Below are 14,001 nucleotides of genomic sequence, written 5' to 3'. Positions count from 1 at the left end.
GGCGCCAATCATGTCATACAAGGTCACATGCAGACGCATGGAAACGCTAGATAACTTGGAACTGCAGCTATTGCAGTTTCGTGAGCAGCGATTTCCTTCGCATTTTCATGAATGGCCGATTATCGCAGTCCTTGAAAACGGCGCCATTACCGGCGAATTCGGACAATACACTTATCATGGCGACAGCGATTGCGTATTTTTTTCAAACGCATTCGAGCTGAATTGTGGCGAAAGCATTGGTGACGTTTGCTATCGTACATTCATCATCCCCCCTTCGATTATCGCGTGGGCGGACAAAAATCAGAAAAATGAATTGTTTTATTTTCGCGAGACTTCAATTCGCGACGGCTCCCTGGCTGAAAGCTTGCGCCTGCTCCATGAAAAGGCATTTTCAAGCGATCAGGCAGCGGAAGAGCTGGAACTGTTGATTAAAAAACTTGTGATGGAAAATGGCTGCTGGCGGACGGAGGCAAATTCCAACGAGAAAATTTCAGCAGCCGCGCGAGACCTTTCACAATGTCTAGAGGGACAGGCATCAATCTGTCAGCTTGCTATGGATTACGGCTACAGCCGCAATCACTTCACTCGAAAATTCATGAGCGCTTATGGCGTAACGCCCTCACATTACTTTTTGAACCGGCGTATTGAAAAGTCGCGACGAGAAATCGGGCCAACCACGTCCATAGCCGAAACGGCTGCAAAATTCGGGTTCAGTGACCAAAGCCACTTTGGAAGACATTTCAAAAAGTTTTTCGGGTATTCCCCCGGCGCCTATCGTGCTTCCCTTGTATGAGAAAGCACGGATTGGATCCCCGTTAGTATTTCCGGATTGGGCACGTCCGTTCGGTTTCGGATCAACATCGAAAAATTGTCAGCGATGATCTCCTCCGCATGCACGATATAGTCCGTATTTTGCCCAACTTGCTCGAAAAAGCCGGTGACCTCTCCTAAAGAATAGTGCAGCGGCTCTCCATCCGTCCCTCTCACAAGCGTTCCTTTAGGCGAGACCCTGAATAATCTGATCGCAATCCTTTCAAAGATGGATTCTGTATTTTCATCACCGGGCATCAACATCGTTACTGGTATAACCGGAAAAGTTTCACCATTAAGTGACACGTCAATACAGTACTCGTGATGAAACGCGTCGGGATTCGTAATCCTTGCACTTTCAAGATCCGGCGTAAGCTGAATAGGCGCGCAAGCATAAAACCCGATCACAGCATAAAGGTCATCTCGTAATGATGGGTCTGTGCGTGTCGCCACATGAAGCAATTCATGGGCGAAAACGCCGACAAATCGTTCAGACGTGCGGTCCATCTGATTTTCCGGGATAATCATGGCGTTGCCGCGAGTGTAATTGCCAGCGCCGCCTTCTTCGCGCCCGGTGCTTTTGATCAACAGAACTTCGTCAGGCACAGGTAGTGATACCTGATGGTCGCGAAAAAGTTGCGCTGTGATGAGAGAAGCTGCTTCAAGCTTTTCGCGCTCCTCTGCCGACCAGGGCCTCACCGCATTTCTCGCCGCTTGTCGATAGTCCGCAGCGCCATCGCCAAATCGCAATTCCAGATCAGCACCGGTCAACGCCATCGTAAAACTGTCCTCACCACCCATAAAATCAGCGGCCGCCTGGCTTGTCGGAAAAACAAACGGGTGATGATTCGGAAACGCCGTCTGAGACTGCGTTTGCGGTGTGACGCAGGCCGAAAGCGTGCAAACGGATACGGCAGCGATTGCTATGTTTTTTATCATCAACATGGGGCCCCTCTCCCGCAAATTTACAGATCAGGCGAGTAACGCATGGGCGCTCAAGCCCGGTATAGAACAAATGCACCATAACCGTCTTCGCCGCGCCTTGCGGGGTCGCCCGGCTTTGGGTTAAGTCCCGCTAAACTCAATTCAAGGATTTCTCCCATGAAAGAGACGCCATACGGCCCGGTTCTGGACAATGTGCTTGAAGGCATCGGCAAAACGCCGATGGTGAAAATTTCGAGCATCGACACGGGGGCCTGCGAGCTCTATCTGAAGCTTGAGGCAAACAATCCCGGCGGTTCGATCAAGGATCGCATCGGCGTCGCCATGATCGAGGCTGCGGAAAAGGACGGCCGTTTAAAGCCTGGCGGCACGATTATCGAGGCGACCGCGGGCAACACCGGCCTCGCCCTCGCCCTTGTCGCTGCGCAAAAAGGGTACAAGACCATCATCGTCGTGCCCGACAAGATGGCGCAGGAAAAGATCTTTCACCTGAAAGCCCTCGGCGCCGATGTGCGCCTGACGCGTTCTGACGTGGGCAAGGGCCACCCTGAATATTATCAGGATATGGCTGAGCGAATCGCCGAGGAGACCGGCGCGTTCTACGTCAACCAGTTCGGCAACGCCGCCAATCCAAAAGCCCATTTCGAGGCGACGGGGCCTGAAATTCTCGGCCAGATGGATGGGGATGTGGGCGCCGTTATCGCTGGCGTCGGCTCGGCGGGCACTATCACCGGCCTGTCGCGGTTCTTTCGGGAAAAATCTCCGGATACGGAAATTATTCTCGCCGACCCGAAAGGCTCGATCCTCACCGATTACGTCAACACCGGCAAAATCCCGAACGAGCTGGGGAGCTGGCTGGTGGAAGGCATCGGCGAGGATTTCATTCCCGACATCGCCGATCTAAGCCATGTCAAAAAAGCCTATGACATCACCGACAAGGAAAGTTTCGAGGCGGCGCGGGATCTTTTGAAAAAAGAGGGCATCCTTGGCGGATCGTCCTCCGGCACGATCCTCGCGGCCGCGCTCAAATATTGCCGCGAGCAGAAACAGAAAAAACGCGTCGTCGCTTTTGTATGCGACCGTGGCGACAAGTACCTCTCCAAGATGTTCAACGACTACTGGATGTACGATCAGGGATTTTTGAAACGGCCGCCCCGCGGCGACCTTACCGATCTTATCTCGCGGCGCCATTCGGAGCGCGCGACAATTACCGTGAAACCAGACGACACGCTGATGCAAGCCTACGGCAAAATGAAGCTGTACGATATCTCGCAACTGCCGGTGCTCGACGACGATGGCGGCGTTACCGGCCTCCTCGATGAAGAAGACATTCTTTTCGCAGTCGTAAGAAATCGCGAGAAATTTCAGGACCCGGTCAAATCCGCCATGACCTATCGCGTCGAAACTGTCGAGGCGAAACAGGATATGCAGTCGCTCCTGCCGATCTTCGCCAAGGGCCACGTCGCCGTCGTTCTGAAAGACGGAAAGTTTGAGGGCCTCATTACAAGGACGGATTTGTTGAATTATCTGAGATTGCAGGTGGCTTGATGGATAAGACCTCCGAAAATAAGTCAAAGAGCTGGCAGTTCTTTCGGTGGTCACTATTCGCAGTACTCGCGTTGCTCTTAATCATAAATTTGTCGATTTTTATATTAAAAACATACGCAATATTTCGGTTTGGAGTTATGCCTGAATATGAAGACCACTTCTTAAAGAACACTCTTTTCGATGCCTTCTACCTTGTTTGCATTGCAGTTGTAACTTTCCTGTTTTTCAAATTTGGAATTCAAAACAAAAAATAACACTATGAACATCTACGGCCTGAAAAACTGTGATACCTGCCGCAAGGCGTTGAAGGCGCTCGATGGCGCGAGCGTGCGCTATTCCTTTCACGACGTGCGCGAGGAAACGCCGACAAAAATGCAGATCGGCCGCTGGGCGAGCGCTGTGGGGACTGACAAACTCCTCAACACCCGCTCGACCACCTGGCGCGGACTTTCCGCTGCGGAGAAAGAAAACGTCACAGAGAAAAAAGCTGTCGATCTGATGGCGAAGCACCCGACACTGATCAAACGTCCCGTCATTGAAAACGGCCCGACGCAAGTGTTCGTCGGCTGGACAAAGGACGTACAGGAAGAGGTGTTGAACGTATGACCATCAACGCCGTCATTGCGGGCTCCGACCCGCAATCCATATCCAAATGCTGCAATTTACCATGGATCCCGGGTCAAGCCCGGGATGACGAACTAACCTTAGTTCGGGCGTGACCAACACCATCCACATCCTCGTTGACGCCGACGCCTGTCCGGTGAAGGAAGAAATCTACAAAGTGGCATTCCGCTACGCCGTGCCGGTGACGGTCGTCGCCAACGCGCCAATCCGCGTGCCAAAACATGAACTGATCGAACGCGTGACCGTCAGCGACGGTTATGATGCAGCAGACGATTTTGTGGCCGACCACGCCGATGCGCGCAGCATTATTATTACCGCCGATATTCTGCTCGCCGAACGCTGCCTTAAAAATAACGCTGCTGTCATCAGCCCCAAGGGCGAGCCGTTTACCGCCGACACAATCGGTTCGGCGGTCGCCGCCCGCGCCCTGATGGCGGATCTACGCGCCGGGATCGGCAAGGGCAATGGCGACGATTTTTCCGGCGGCCCGGCGCCGTTTCAAAAGGCTGACCGCTCGCGGTTTTTACAGACGCTGGATGAGACCATCGTGCGCCTCAAACGCGGCTAAGTTGCAGCGCGATCCCACACAACGCTAAGGCGAGCCGGGACTGAAAAATTACATCCTATCTGATGAAAATCGCCACGAAACCCAGTTTCGGTGGAAGGTTATCCCCCACTTTCCAAACGGCCTTATAGTCTTCGCGTGATTGATGCCGGCGTTGCGTTTCAGGGCACGGCGCCGGAGCGCGGCGGAGCTGCGCCCAATGGAGAAAGTTGTACGAAAAAGTGACCCGAGAATTGTACAAAAAACGGCTGCAGCCCAGCGGACAAGCCAAATGAAGCGGCCGCGACGGGCCTCGCCCAACAACTTTTATCACAGAAAGACGGGCGGGCGACACCGCGCTGGCAATCCGCCGCCGCCCGCGCTAAGGCGAGCGAAAGGAAAAGGGAGCCCCGCCCGATGAGCAGCGACAAGAAAAACAGACCCGCTTTCGCAACGCGCGTGATCCACGCCGGTCAAGAACATGACCCGACCACCGGCGCGGTGATGCAGCCGATTTACCAGACATCGACCTATGCCCAGGAAAGCCCGGGCGTGCACAAAGGTTTCGTCTATGCCCGAGGCGCGAACCCGACGCGCTTCGCCTATGAACGCTGCATCGCGGATTTGGAAAACGGCTCGCGCGGGTTCGCTTTCGCCTCAGGCATGGCGGCGATCGCGACCATGCTGGAACTCTTTCCTGCCGGCTCGAACGTGATCGCCATGGATGACGTTTACGGCGGCACTTTTCGGCTGTTTGAACGTGTACGGAGAGACTCGGCGAATATGTCGTTCTCTTACGTGGACCTGACAAAGCCGGAGAACTTTGAATCGGCGATCACGCCGGAAACGAAAATGGTCTGGCTCGAAACGCCGACCAATCCGCTGTTGAAGATCGTCGACATTGAAGCGATTTCAAAGATCGCGAAGAAGCACGGGATCATGGTCGGCTGTGACAACACATTCGCCTCGCCATATTGTCAGCGCCCGCTCGATTTCGGCGCCGATATCGTCATGCATTCGGCGACGAAATATCTCGGCGGCCACTCGGACGTCATCGGCGGCGTGCTGGTCGTCAACGACAAGGATCTCGGCGACCGGCTTGCATTTTTGCAGAACTCCATCGGCGGCATTCAGGCGCCGTTCGATTCGTTTCTGGCTTTGCGGGGCCTGAAAACGCTTTCGCTGCGGCTTGAGCGTTCATCGTCAAACGCCATGGCCCTTGCAGAGTGGCTGGCGGCGCACCCCGCCATTGAGCGCGTCAATTATCCGGGGCTCAAATCGCACGCCGGTCACGAGCTCGCCAAACGCCAGATGGAGGCGTTCGGCGGCATGGTGACGATTTTCCTCAAAGGCGGCCTCGATGCGGCGAAGGCGATGCTGGAACGGGTCGAGCTTTTCACCCTCGCCGAATCCCTCGGCGGCGTTGAAAGCCTGATCGAACACCCCGGCATCATGACTCACGCCTCGATCCCGCCAGAACGGCGCGCGGAGCTGGGCGTTGACGATTCCCTTGTGCGGCTTTCGGTCGGCGTAGAGGACCTCGAGGATCTTCGCCGCGATCTTGATAACGCCCTCGCCGGGCTTTGACGCGCCGCCAAGTGACAAGCCCGCGAAGATTGTTAGACTGCCGCGTTTTGCAGAAGAGGGCGCAAGAAGGCCCGGAAAGGGCCATGCATGGCTGACGCTGAAACCGCCGGACTTGCGCAAAGCATCGACAACGCCCTGACGCCGGTCAGCGATTTTGTGTCATCGATCATATTCTTTTCCGTTGACGTGTTCGGCGTGTCGCTACCGCTGGTGGTCGTCTGGCTGATGGCGGCGGGCGTGATCGTTTCGGTCTATCTGCGCTTCATCAATTTCCGCGGCTTTCGCCACGCGTTTCACCTGATCTTCAATCCGAAGGAACACATCGACGCGTCAGGCGAAATCTCTCATTTTCAGGCACTGTCGGCCGCGCTTTCCGGTACCATTGGCCTTGGCAATGTGGCGTCGGTGCCGCTGGCGATCATTCTTGGCGGACCGGGCGCCGTTTTCTGGATGATCCTCGCCGGGTTTTTCGGCATGGCGACAAAGTTCGCCGAATGCGCGCTGGCGGTGAAATACCGCAAAGTCCTCCCCGACGGGCGCACCATAGGCGGGCCGATGTATTACATCGAAGCGGTTTTCGCCCGCATGGGCTGGAAAACATTCGGCAAGGGCGCGGCGATCTTTTTCGCGCTCATGGCCATCGGCGGGTCTGTCAGCATTTTTCAGGTAAACCAGAGCCATGCGCAGTTCGCCAACGTCACCGGCATTTCGGCGCCCGTCACCTTCGGCGTTATCATGGCGGCGCTTGTGGGCGTCGTCGTCCTTGGCGGCATTCGGCGCATTGGTTACGTCGCCGGCAAGATCGTGCCGTTCATGGCGGTTGTTTACATCGGCGCGGCGCTGATCATCATCGGGCTCAACATCACCGCCCTGCCCGACGCGATCATGACCATATTCAGGAGCGCGTTCGGCCTCGACGCCCTCGGCGGCGGTCTTGTAGGCGCGCTGATCAACGGCATGCGCCGCGCCACCTATTCCTGTGAGGCGGGCGTCGGCTCCGCCGCCATCGCCCACGCTTCCGTGAAAACCAACGAACCCATGACCGAAGGTTATGTGGCGCTGATCGAACCGTTTCTCGACACGATTGTCGTCTGCACGATTACCGCGCTGGTCGTTATTATCACCGGCGTTTATGAGCCGTTCATGTTCAGCGACAACGTGCAAGGCATCGAACTGACATCACAGGCGTTCGAGAACACCTTTAGCTGGTTCCCCGTGATCCTGCTCGTTTCGTCAACGCTGTTTGCCTTTACGTCATTGGTGAGTTGGGCGTTTTACGGCGCGCAAGCCTTCGCCTATCTCTCCGGTGGGTCGAAATATGGCGATGTCATATTCAAAGTGCTGCTTTGCGTTGCACTCTCTACCGGCGCGGCGGTGTCGGTCGGCGCCATCTTGAATTTCATCGACTCGATGCTGTTCGCCATGGCGATACCGAATATCCTTGCGCTCTATTTCCTGTTGCCGGAACTGAAGCGCGACGTGAAAGCCTATGAGGCAAAGCATGGAATTTAGGCTCTGGGGTGAGCCTTGTCGAAAACGCGGAGAAGGTTTTCGCTGTCGATTTTTGTATAGCGCTGGGTCGCCGCCAGCGATGAGTGACCGAGGAGTTCCTGTATGGCGCGCAGATCGCCGCCCGCCGATAAAAGATGCGTCGCAAAGGCGTGACGCAAGGCGTGGGGCGTCGCCGAATCCGGCAGGCCGAGCGCCGCCCGCAATTGCGCCATCGTGCGCTGGACAAGTCGAGGCGACAGCGCCTTGCCCCGTGTTGAAAAGAATAGCGGGCCTTCCGCTTCGCCGCCAAAGGGGCAAAGCTCTGTGTACGTATTAATTGCCTTGCGTGCGGCGGGCACGACAGGTACAATCCGCGTCTTTGCGCCCTTCCCCTTGATGCGCAGCGTTTCACCCAGCGGGGCGTCGGACCATTTTAGAGACAAGGCCTCAGAAATGCGCAAGCCAACACCGTAAAGCAGCGTCATCAGCGCTGCATCCCGCGCCTGTTCCCAAGTCTGTTTTCGCGTCGAAGTTTTTAACGTCGCCGCCGCATCCATTAATGCTTCGGCGTCTTTTTGCGTGACCGGTCTTGGCAGACGTTCTTTCGTTTTCGGGCCGCGCATGATGGCGATGGCGTCATTATCGACCCCTGCCCGTTTTTTCAGAAAGGAAAAAAAAGTTTTCAGCGCTGAAAGTTCCAGCTTGATTGATGGCGGCGACAGCCCCTCATTACGGCGCGCCGCCAGAAACGCGCGGAAATCTTTCGTTTCAAGCCTAGATAACAAATTGAGATTTAATGTCTCAGCCCGATAGTCAATGAGGAAACTTTCAAACCGCTCCAGCGCAGAATTGTAATTACGTTGCGTATATTGGCTGCTGCGCTTTTCTGACTTCAAATGCTGCGCAAAGGCGTTGCGCCAGTGTGTCAAAGACTGTTGTGATTGTTCAGCCATACTCATGGCCCCCACCCAACGACGCCGATAGTTAACAAACCCTTTACAGAACGGCGAGAGCAGCCAGTTCAGCGCGCAGTTCCGGGATGCCGTCGCCCTTTTCGGATGACGTTGAGCGGATAAACGGGTGCGCGGCAGGGCGGCGAATTATCTTTTTAGAGGTTGCCTCGACAAGACTCGCAAGCGCAGTTGGCTTTATCTTATCGATCTTCGTCAGCACGATCTGATAGTTCACAGCCGCTTCATCCAGAAGATCCATTACATCTGTATCAGACTGTTTTAGACCATGGCGCGAATCAACCAGCAGGCAAACACGACGTAAAACTGACCTTCCCCGTAAAAAGTCACGCGTCAGCGCCATCCACTGTTCTGCTTCTTTTCGCGAGGCGCGCGCATAGCCGTAACCCGGCAAGTCCACCAGATGCAGCGAACCCTCAAGATCGAAATAATTTATCTCTCGCGTACGGCCAGGCGTATTCGATGCGCGCGCCAAACCGTTTTGCCCGACAATCGCGTTCAGCAAAGTGGATTTACCCACATTCGAACGCCCGGCAAACGCAATCTCGGCAGGCCCCTCATCAGGCAGTCCGTCGAGATTGACCACGCCTTTCATGAAGACGGCCGGCTTCGCAAACAAAAGCCGGCCCGCTTCTAAGTCGTCGCTGGAGAAGACGGCTTCTCCGCTCACTTCGCCTCACTGGAAGCGCTTTTCTTCGTCCATGGAAGTTTGATGCGCTCGCCTAGTTCGACCTTCACGCCGTTCTTTTCCATAATATACCACTGCTGGAATATTCCCAGGAACGTGTTCCAGAACCAGTAGAGCACGAGGCCCGCCGCAAAAGGCGCAAAAATAAACATGAACACCCATGGCATGAAAGCAAACATTTGCGCCTGAACGGGGTCGGTCGGGGGCGGGTTCAATTTAAACTGGAACCACATGGCGATCCCCATCATGATCGGAAGAATGCCGAGACCTAAGATCACGCCAATAAGCGGAACAGAGGTTGGGTCGTAAGGCAAAAGCCCAAAGAGATTGAAAATTGTCGTCGGATCGGGCGCTGACAAATCACTAATATATAAAAACGGCTGGTGACGCAGTTCGATCGTGACAAACAAGGTTTTATAGAGCGCGTAGAAAATGGGCATCTGCAATAGGATAGGAAAACACCCCGCCATGGGGTTCATCTTTTCCTTTTTGTAAAGCGCCATCATTTCCTGCTGCATCTTCATCTTGTCATCAGCATAGCGCTCCTGCAGCTTTTTGATTTCCGGCTGCAACTTTTTCATCTTCGACATGGACTCATACCCTTTGTTCGCCAATGGAAAGAGAATGAGCTTGATGATGAGAGTGAGAATCAGGATGGCGACGCCAAAGTTTCCGATCAAATCTCCGAAGAAGTTGAGCGTATAAAAAATCGGACGCGTCAGAAAAAATAAATGGCCCCAATCAACGGCTTTATCAAAGTCATAGACGCCGAGACCGCCATCTTCGGGCTGGGCCTCATAAGACTGCAAAAGGTCAACATCTTTAGGCCCCCCGAACATATAGGATGTCTTCGTTAGCGACTGCCCGGGCGCGAGCGTTTCAGCGGGCATCGCATAGAAGGACTCGAATACGGGGTTTTCTTCCGTTCCCCGGTTTGTCAGGACGGCGTCAATTTCCGCATCCTGGGGCGGTATCGCCGCGGCCAGCCAGTTCTTATTGGTGATGCCGATCCAGCCGCCGACGCCCGCTTCTTCAACCCGCTTGTTTTTGTTTTTTCTGAGCGTGTTGTATTTCCGCTCGTACAGTTTCGTGCCGATGACGCCGAGCGGCCCTTCATGCAAAATCATGAAGTTCCTGAAGTCTTCCGGAATGTTCCGTTGCGTTACCGTCGCATAGGCGCGAACGACCCGGTCACCCGGACTATTATTTGTGATCGTTTGCTGCACGGTGAACATGTACTTGTCATCGACGGAAATCGTTTTTTCGAAAACGAGGTCGCCGGCGGTGCGGGTTAGCGTGACTGGTGTTGAAGGCGTCAGTACGGCGGCCTCAGGCGCCTGCCATTCGGCCCTTGCTCCTAGTTCTTTTCCAAGCGCCCATCCCTGCTGGATGAAATGTCCGTGTTCGGTTTCATCAGGGTTCAGCAAACGGATGACCGGGCTGCTTTCATCAACCTCTTCGTGATATTGAAGGAGCTTGAGGTCATCGACACGGCCGCCACGCAAATTGATCGAACCTTCGAGTGTTTCAGTTCGGATCGGCACGCGACCTGGCGAGCGCGCCAGCGCTTCTTCAACCGAGACCGGCGCTGCTTCCTCCACCAGTCCGCCACCAAGAATATCGGCGGAATCTTCGGTCGTTTCCTGCGACTGCTGCGCCGCCTGTTCTGCGCGTGCGGCTTCCTGCGCATCCCGCTGCGGTCCCAGAATTAGAAAATCCCAGGCCAGAAGCACGCCCATAGAAAGGACGATCGCCATGATCAGATTGCGGTCCATGAATGATCCCAATGGTTTGCTGGAGGCGCGCGCCTAGCATCCCGCCCCGAATGCGTTGTTATGTAGTGTTACTGGCGAGGCTTAAAAGGGCGCGCTTCATATCGTCAAGAAGGGCGGCGTAATTGCGATCATACGCCGCTTTCCGCGCCACCAGGACGTAGTCGGTACCCGCCTTGGATTTCCCGGGAAAGACCTCCCGCGCCGCAGCTCGCAAGCGCCTGCGAATCCGGTTCCTCACCACCGCACCGCCAATTTTTTTGGTAACCGTCAGCCCTAGCCGGACTTTCCCCTCATTTTCAGGGTTTTGTCGCGCCAGCATAAGAAACGAGCGGCTTTGCGCTTTTCTGGCGTCACGCATTGCGAGAAAATCCCGCCGTTTCTTGATGACGCCCAAGCACAACTCACGGCCTGACGCGTTATCCTCTTGAATTTTCAAGGATTTCTATGATCTAGGCGGAGAGCCGCTTACGGCCCTTCGAACGACGCGATGCAAGCACCTTGCGACCGCCCTTGGTCGCTTTGCGCGCACGAAAGCCGTGACGGCGCTTACGCTTCAGCCGGCTCGGTTGATATGTCCGTTTCATCGTTCAGTCCTCAAGACATAGATTTCGCGGCGCGCGCCGCAGATCGCTCCATTTAGAGCAAGAGGCGGGGAGATAAACCGCTGAATTCGGCCCGTCAACACCGCCTATGCGAAAATCACCCGGCTTTTGAGGAATTGGGCGTATTATTGCGTCTTCCCCAACCTTCGCGCCAATGTGAGTACAGTATCGCGCAACGTGAACACAAACGAGCGGATAATCGGCTACACGGGCGAAACCCGAGCAGCAAAGCCGCCAAACCAATTTATACGTAGAAACGACCAAAATATATGACAGGCACCTCCCCAAAACCTTCTCTTACCAGGCGAATTGCACCCCTTGCCCTTATTGCCGCTGCATTGGCGCTTTTTTTCGCCATGGGCCTAAACCAGTATTTCACGCTCGATTCTTTACGCGACAACCGGGATGCCATGCGAGGTTGGGTCGAATCGGCTCCTCTGCGCGCCATGGTTATTTTCGTCTTGGCCTATGCCGCCGCCGTTGCAATTTCCTTCCCTGGGGCGAGCATACTTACAATCTTCGGCGGCTTTCTTTTCGGATTATGGCCCGGAACACCTTTAATCGTGATTGCCGCCACATTAGGCGCCACGATAGTTTTTCTCGCAGCAAAATACGCGCTCGGCGATTTGTTAAGCAAACGTGCCGGAGGGTTCGCCAAACGAATGGAAAAGGGATTTCGTGAGGGCGAGCTCAGTTACATGTTCATCCTTCGCCTTGCACCCGTGTTCCCCTTCTGGGGTGTAAATATCGCGGCAGGGCTTTTGGGGGTTTCGTTGCGAAACTTTTTAATCGGAACCGGTCTCGGCATCATCCCGGGCTCGTTTGTGTACGCTAGCATTGGTGCTGGCGCTGACAAGGTTCTGGCGGCGGGCGGCGACCTCACTTTAAGCGGCGTGCTTTTCAAACCGGCGACACTGATACCAATTGCAGGTTTGATCGTTCTTGCTCTTATACCCGTATTTTTAAGACGCAAAAAAAACGAGCTAGAGGAATAATAGCATGCCCCAAACGCTCAAAGCAGATCTATGCGTCATTGGCGCCGGTTCCGGCGGTCTCTCTATTGCAGCAGGCGCCGCACAACTTGGCCGCAAAGTTATACTCATCGAAAAAGGTGAAATGGGTGGGGACTGCCTCAATACGGGCTGCGTCCCCTCAAAGGCTCTGATCGCCGCCGCGGCGCGAGCGCATGCCATGAGAAACGCCGGCAAATATGGCCTAACCGCAATAGACCCCGATATAGATTTCGCCGCTGTCATGGACCATGTCCATGCCGCTATCGCCGCCATCGAACCCAATGACAGCCAGGAAAGGTTTGAAAAACTAGGCGTAAAAGTGCTGAGAGAAAAAGCAACCTTTACCGGGCCACGGGAACTTGAGGCTGGCGAATACAATGTCAAAGCAAAGCATTTCGTGATCGCCACCGGTTCAAGGCCATTTATCCCACCGATAGAGGGTTTTAAAGAAACGCCATTCTTCACAAACGAAACTATCTTTCAGAACAAGGCCCGCCCAGTTCACTTAATCATTATCGGCGGTGGCCCGATTGGTGTTGAAATGGCGCAGGCTCACCGTCGTCTCGGCTCAGAAACTACACTTATTGAAGGAGGAACTATCCTCAATCGAGAAGATAGCGATCTTACAAGCGTGGTTCGAGAACAGCTACTATCGGATGGCGTTCAATTACTCGAACATACTAAAGCTGCGCGCGCTGAAAAAACTGAGTCTGGCATACGCATCACAACCGATAAAGGAACAGTAGACGGCACACATCTTCTGATAGCTGTTGGGCGCAAGCCCGTTGTCGAAGAGCTTAACCTAGGGCCAGCCGGTGTTGACTATGACGAACGCGGCGTCAAAACCGATGCGCGCCTTCGCACTAGCAATAAGCGAATTTACGCAGTAGGCGACGTCACCGGCGGGCGCCAATTCACGCATGTCGCTGGGTACCATGCGTCTGTTGTTGTGCGGAACATACTTTTTAAAATGCCCTCTAAAAACAGGGAAAACTTTTCGCCGCGCGTCACGTATTGTGATCCGGAACTAGCGCAGGTCGGGCTCACCGAGAACGAGGCGCGGGAAAAACATAAAGATATTCGTATTGCGACGTGGCCGTTTACGGACAATGATCGGGCAATCACCGAAAAAGATACGCGCGGGCACGTTAAGATCATTACCAATAAAAAAGGCCTCATTCTTGGCGCCGGCATTGTCGGCAAGGAAGCGGGCGATTTATTGGCGCCTTGGATTATGGCGGTTACGGAAGGCCTTAAAATCCGCGCCTTTACGGATATGATAGCTCCCTATCCGACGCGCAGCGAAGCAGGAAAACGCGCTGCGGGCGCTTGGTATACGCCAACTCTTTTTTCCAATAAAACACGCAGCCTAGTTCGATTGCTCTCAACCTTCGACTGAATGGCTC

The 14,001-nt window shown here is 54.6% G+C and carries 14 protein-coding genes; 8 read left to right on the top strand and 6 right to left on the bottom strand.

Features of this window, described 5'->3' with window-relative positions; genetic code table 11:
- Positions 1-10 precede the first annotated feature (10 nt).
- On the top strand, positions 11-793 hold the full coding sequence (locus PUV54_RS10010) for a helix-turn-helix domain-containing protein (RefSeq protein ID WP_274492089.1): 783 nt from the start codon (positions 11-13) through the stop codon (positions 791-793).
- On the opposite strand, the gene PUV54_RS10005 is transcribed toward PUV54_RS10010, so the two are convergent.
- Positions 772-1,755, bottom strand: coding sequence for a hypothetical protein (locus PUV54_RS10005; protein WP_274492088.1), 984 nt, complete (start codon positions 1,753-1,755; stop codon positions 772-774). The two genes, PUV54_RS10010 and PUV54_RS10005, sit on opposite strands and share 22 nt — an antisense overlap.
- Positions 1,756-1,911: 156 nt before the next feature.
- Between PUV54_RS10005 and PUV54_RS10000 the strand changes: the two genes are divergently transcribed.
- The 5 genes from PUV54_RS10000 (at position 1,912) to PUV54_RS09980 (ending at position 7,567) form a co-directional block, all read left to right on the top strand.
- Positions 1,912-3,300 (top strand): pyridoxal-phosphate dependent enzyme, encoded by a 1,389-nt coding sequence (locus PUV54_RS10000; protein ID WP_274492087.1) that lies wholly within the window; start codon positions 1,912-1,914, stop codon positions 3,298-3,300.
- A 258-nt stretch (positions 3,301-3,558) separates the two neighbouring features.
- Positions 3,559-3,906, top strand: coding sequence for a Spx/MgsR family RNA polymerase-binding regulatory protein (locus PUV54_RS09995; RefSeq protein WP_274492086.1), 348 nt, complete (start codon positions 3,559-3,561; stop codon positions 3,904-3,906).
- A 121-nt stretch (positions 3,907-4,027) separates the two neighbouring features.
- Positions 4,028-4,492 (top strand): YaiI/YqxD family protein, encoded by a 465-nt coding sequence (locus PUV54_RS09990; RefSeq protein ID WP_420797956.1) that lies wholly within the window; start codon positions 4,028-4,030, stop codon positions 4,490-4,492.
- 393 nt (positions 4,493-4,885) lie between these two features.
- The gene (locus PUV54_RS09985) at positions 4,886-6,055 is read left to right on the top strand and encodes a cystathionine gamma-synthase (RefSeq protein WP_274492084.1); all 1,170 of its coding nucleotides are present in this window, start codon (positions 4,886-4,888) and stop codon (positions 6,053-6,055) included.
- A gap of 87 nt (positions 6,056-6,142) precedes the next feature.
- The gene (locus tag PUV54_RS09980; RefSeq protein ID WP_274492083.1) at positions 6,143-7,567 is read left to right on the top strand and encodes an alanine/glycine:cation symporter family protein; all 1,425 of its coding nucleotides are present in this window, start codon (positions 6,143-6,145) and stop codon (positions 7,565-7,567) included.
- Here PUV54_RS09980 and PUV54_RS09975 read toward each other — a convergent pair.
- From PUV54_RS09975 to rpmH, 5 genes are read right to left on the bottom strand one after another with little or no spacing between them, the layout of a single operon-like run.
- Positions 7,564-8,499, bottom strand: a complete 936-nt coding sequence (locus tag PUV54_RS09975) for a tyrosine recombinase XerC (RefSeq protein WP_274492082.1) — start codon at positions 8,497-8,499, stop codon at positions 7,564-7,566. The two genes, PUV54_RS09980 and PUV54_RS09975, sit on opposite strands and share 4 nt — an antisense overlap.
- A gap of 43 nt (positions 8,500-8,542) precedes the next feature.
- Positions 8,543-9,187: a ribosome biogenesis GTP-binding protein YihA/YsxC gene (gene yihA / locus PUV54_RS09970; RefSeq protein ID WP_274492080.1), complete on the bottom strand. Its 645-nt coding sequence runs from the start codon at positions 9,185-9,187 to the stop codon at positions 8,543-8,545.
- Positions 9,184-10,980 (bottom strand): membrane protein insertase YidC, encoded by a 1,797-nt coding sequence (yidC, locus tag PUV54_RS09965; RefSeq protein WP_274492079.1) that lies wholly within the window; start codon positions 10,978-10,980, stop codon positions 9,184-9,186. Before yidC ends, yihA begins: the two co-directional genes overlap by 4 nt.
- Before the next feature lie 58 nt (positions 10,981-11,038).
- The gene (gene rnpA, locus PUV54_RS09960) at positions 11,039-11,374 is read right to left on the bottom strand and encodes a ribonuclease P protein component (protein ID WP_274495221.1); all 336 of its coding nucleotides are present in this window, start codon (positions 11,372-11,374) and stop codon (positions 11,039-11,041) included.
- A 55-nt stretch (positions 11,375-11,429) separates the two neighbouring features.
- The gene (gene rpmH, locus PUV54_RS09955) at positions 11,430-11,564 is read right to left on the bottom strand and encodes a 50S ribosomal protein L34 (protein WP_274492078.1); all 135 of its coding nucleotides are present in this window, start codon (positions 11,562-11,564) and stop codon (positions 11,430-11,432) included.
- A gap of 287 nt (positions 11,565-11,851) precedes the next feature.
- Between rpmH and PUV54_RS09950 the strand changes: the two genes are divergently transcribed.
- Entirely contained in the window at positions 11,852-12,577 is a 726-nt protein-coding gene (locus PUV54_RS09950) for a TVP38/TMEM64 family protein (RefSeq protein ID WP_274492077.1), read from the top strand.
- Between the two features lie 4 nt (positions 12,578-12,581).
- On the top strand, positions 12,582-13,994 hold the full coding sequence (locus PUV54_RS09945; protein WP_274492076.1) for a dihydrolipoyl dehydrogenase family protein: 1,413 nt from the start codon (positions 12,582-12,584) through the stop codon (positions 13,992-13,994).
- Positions 13,995-14,001 lie beyond the last annotated feature (7 nt).

The organism is Hyphococcus flavus (assembly GCF_028748065.1).
GTDB classification, from domain to species: Bacteria; Pseudomonadota; Alphaproteobacteria; order Caulobacterales; family Parvularculaceae; genus Hyphococcus; species Hyphococcus flavus.
This window is presented reverse-complemented; position numbering and strand designations above follow the sequence as displayed.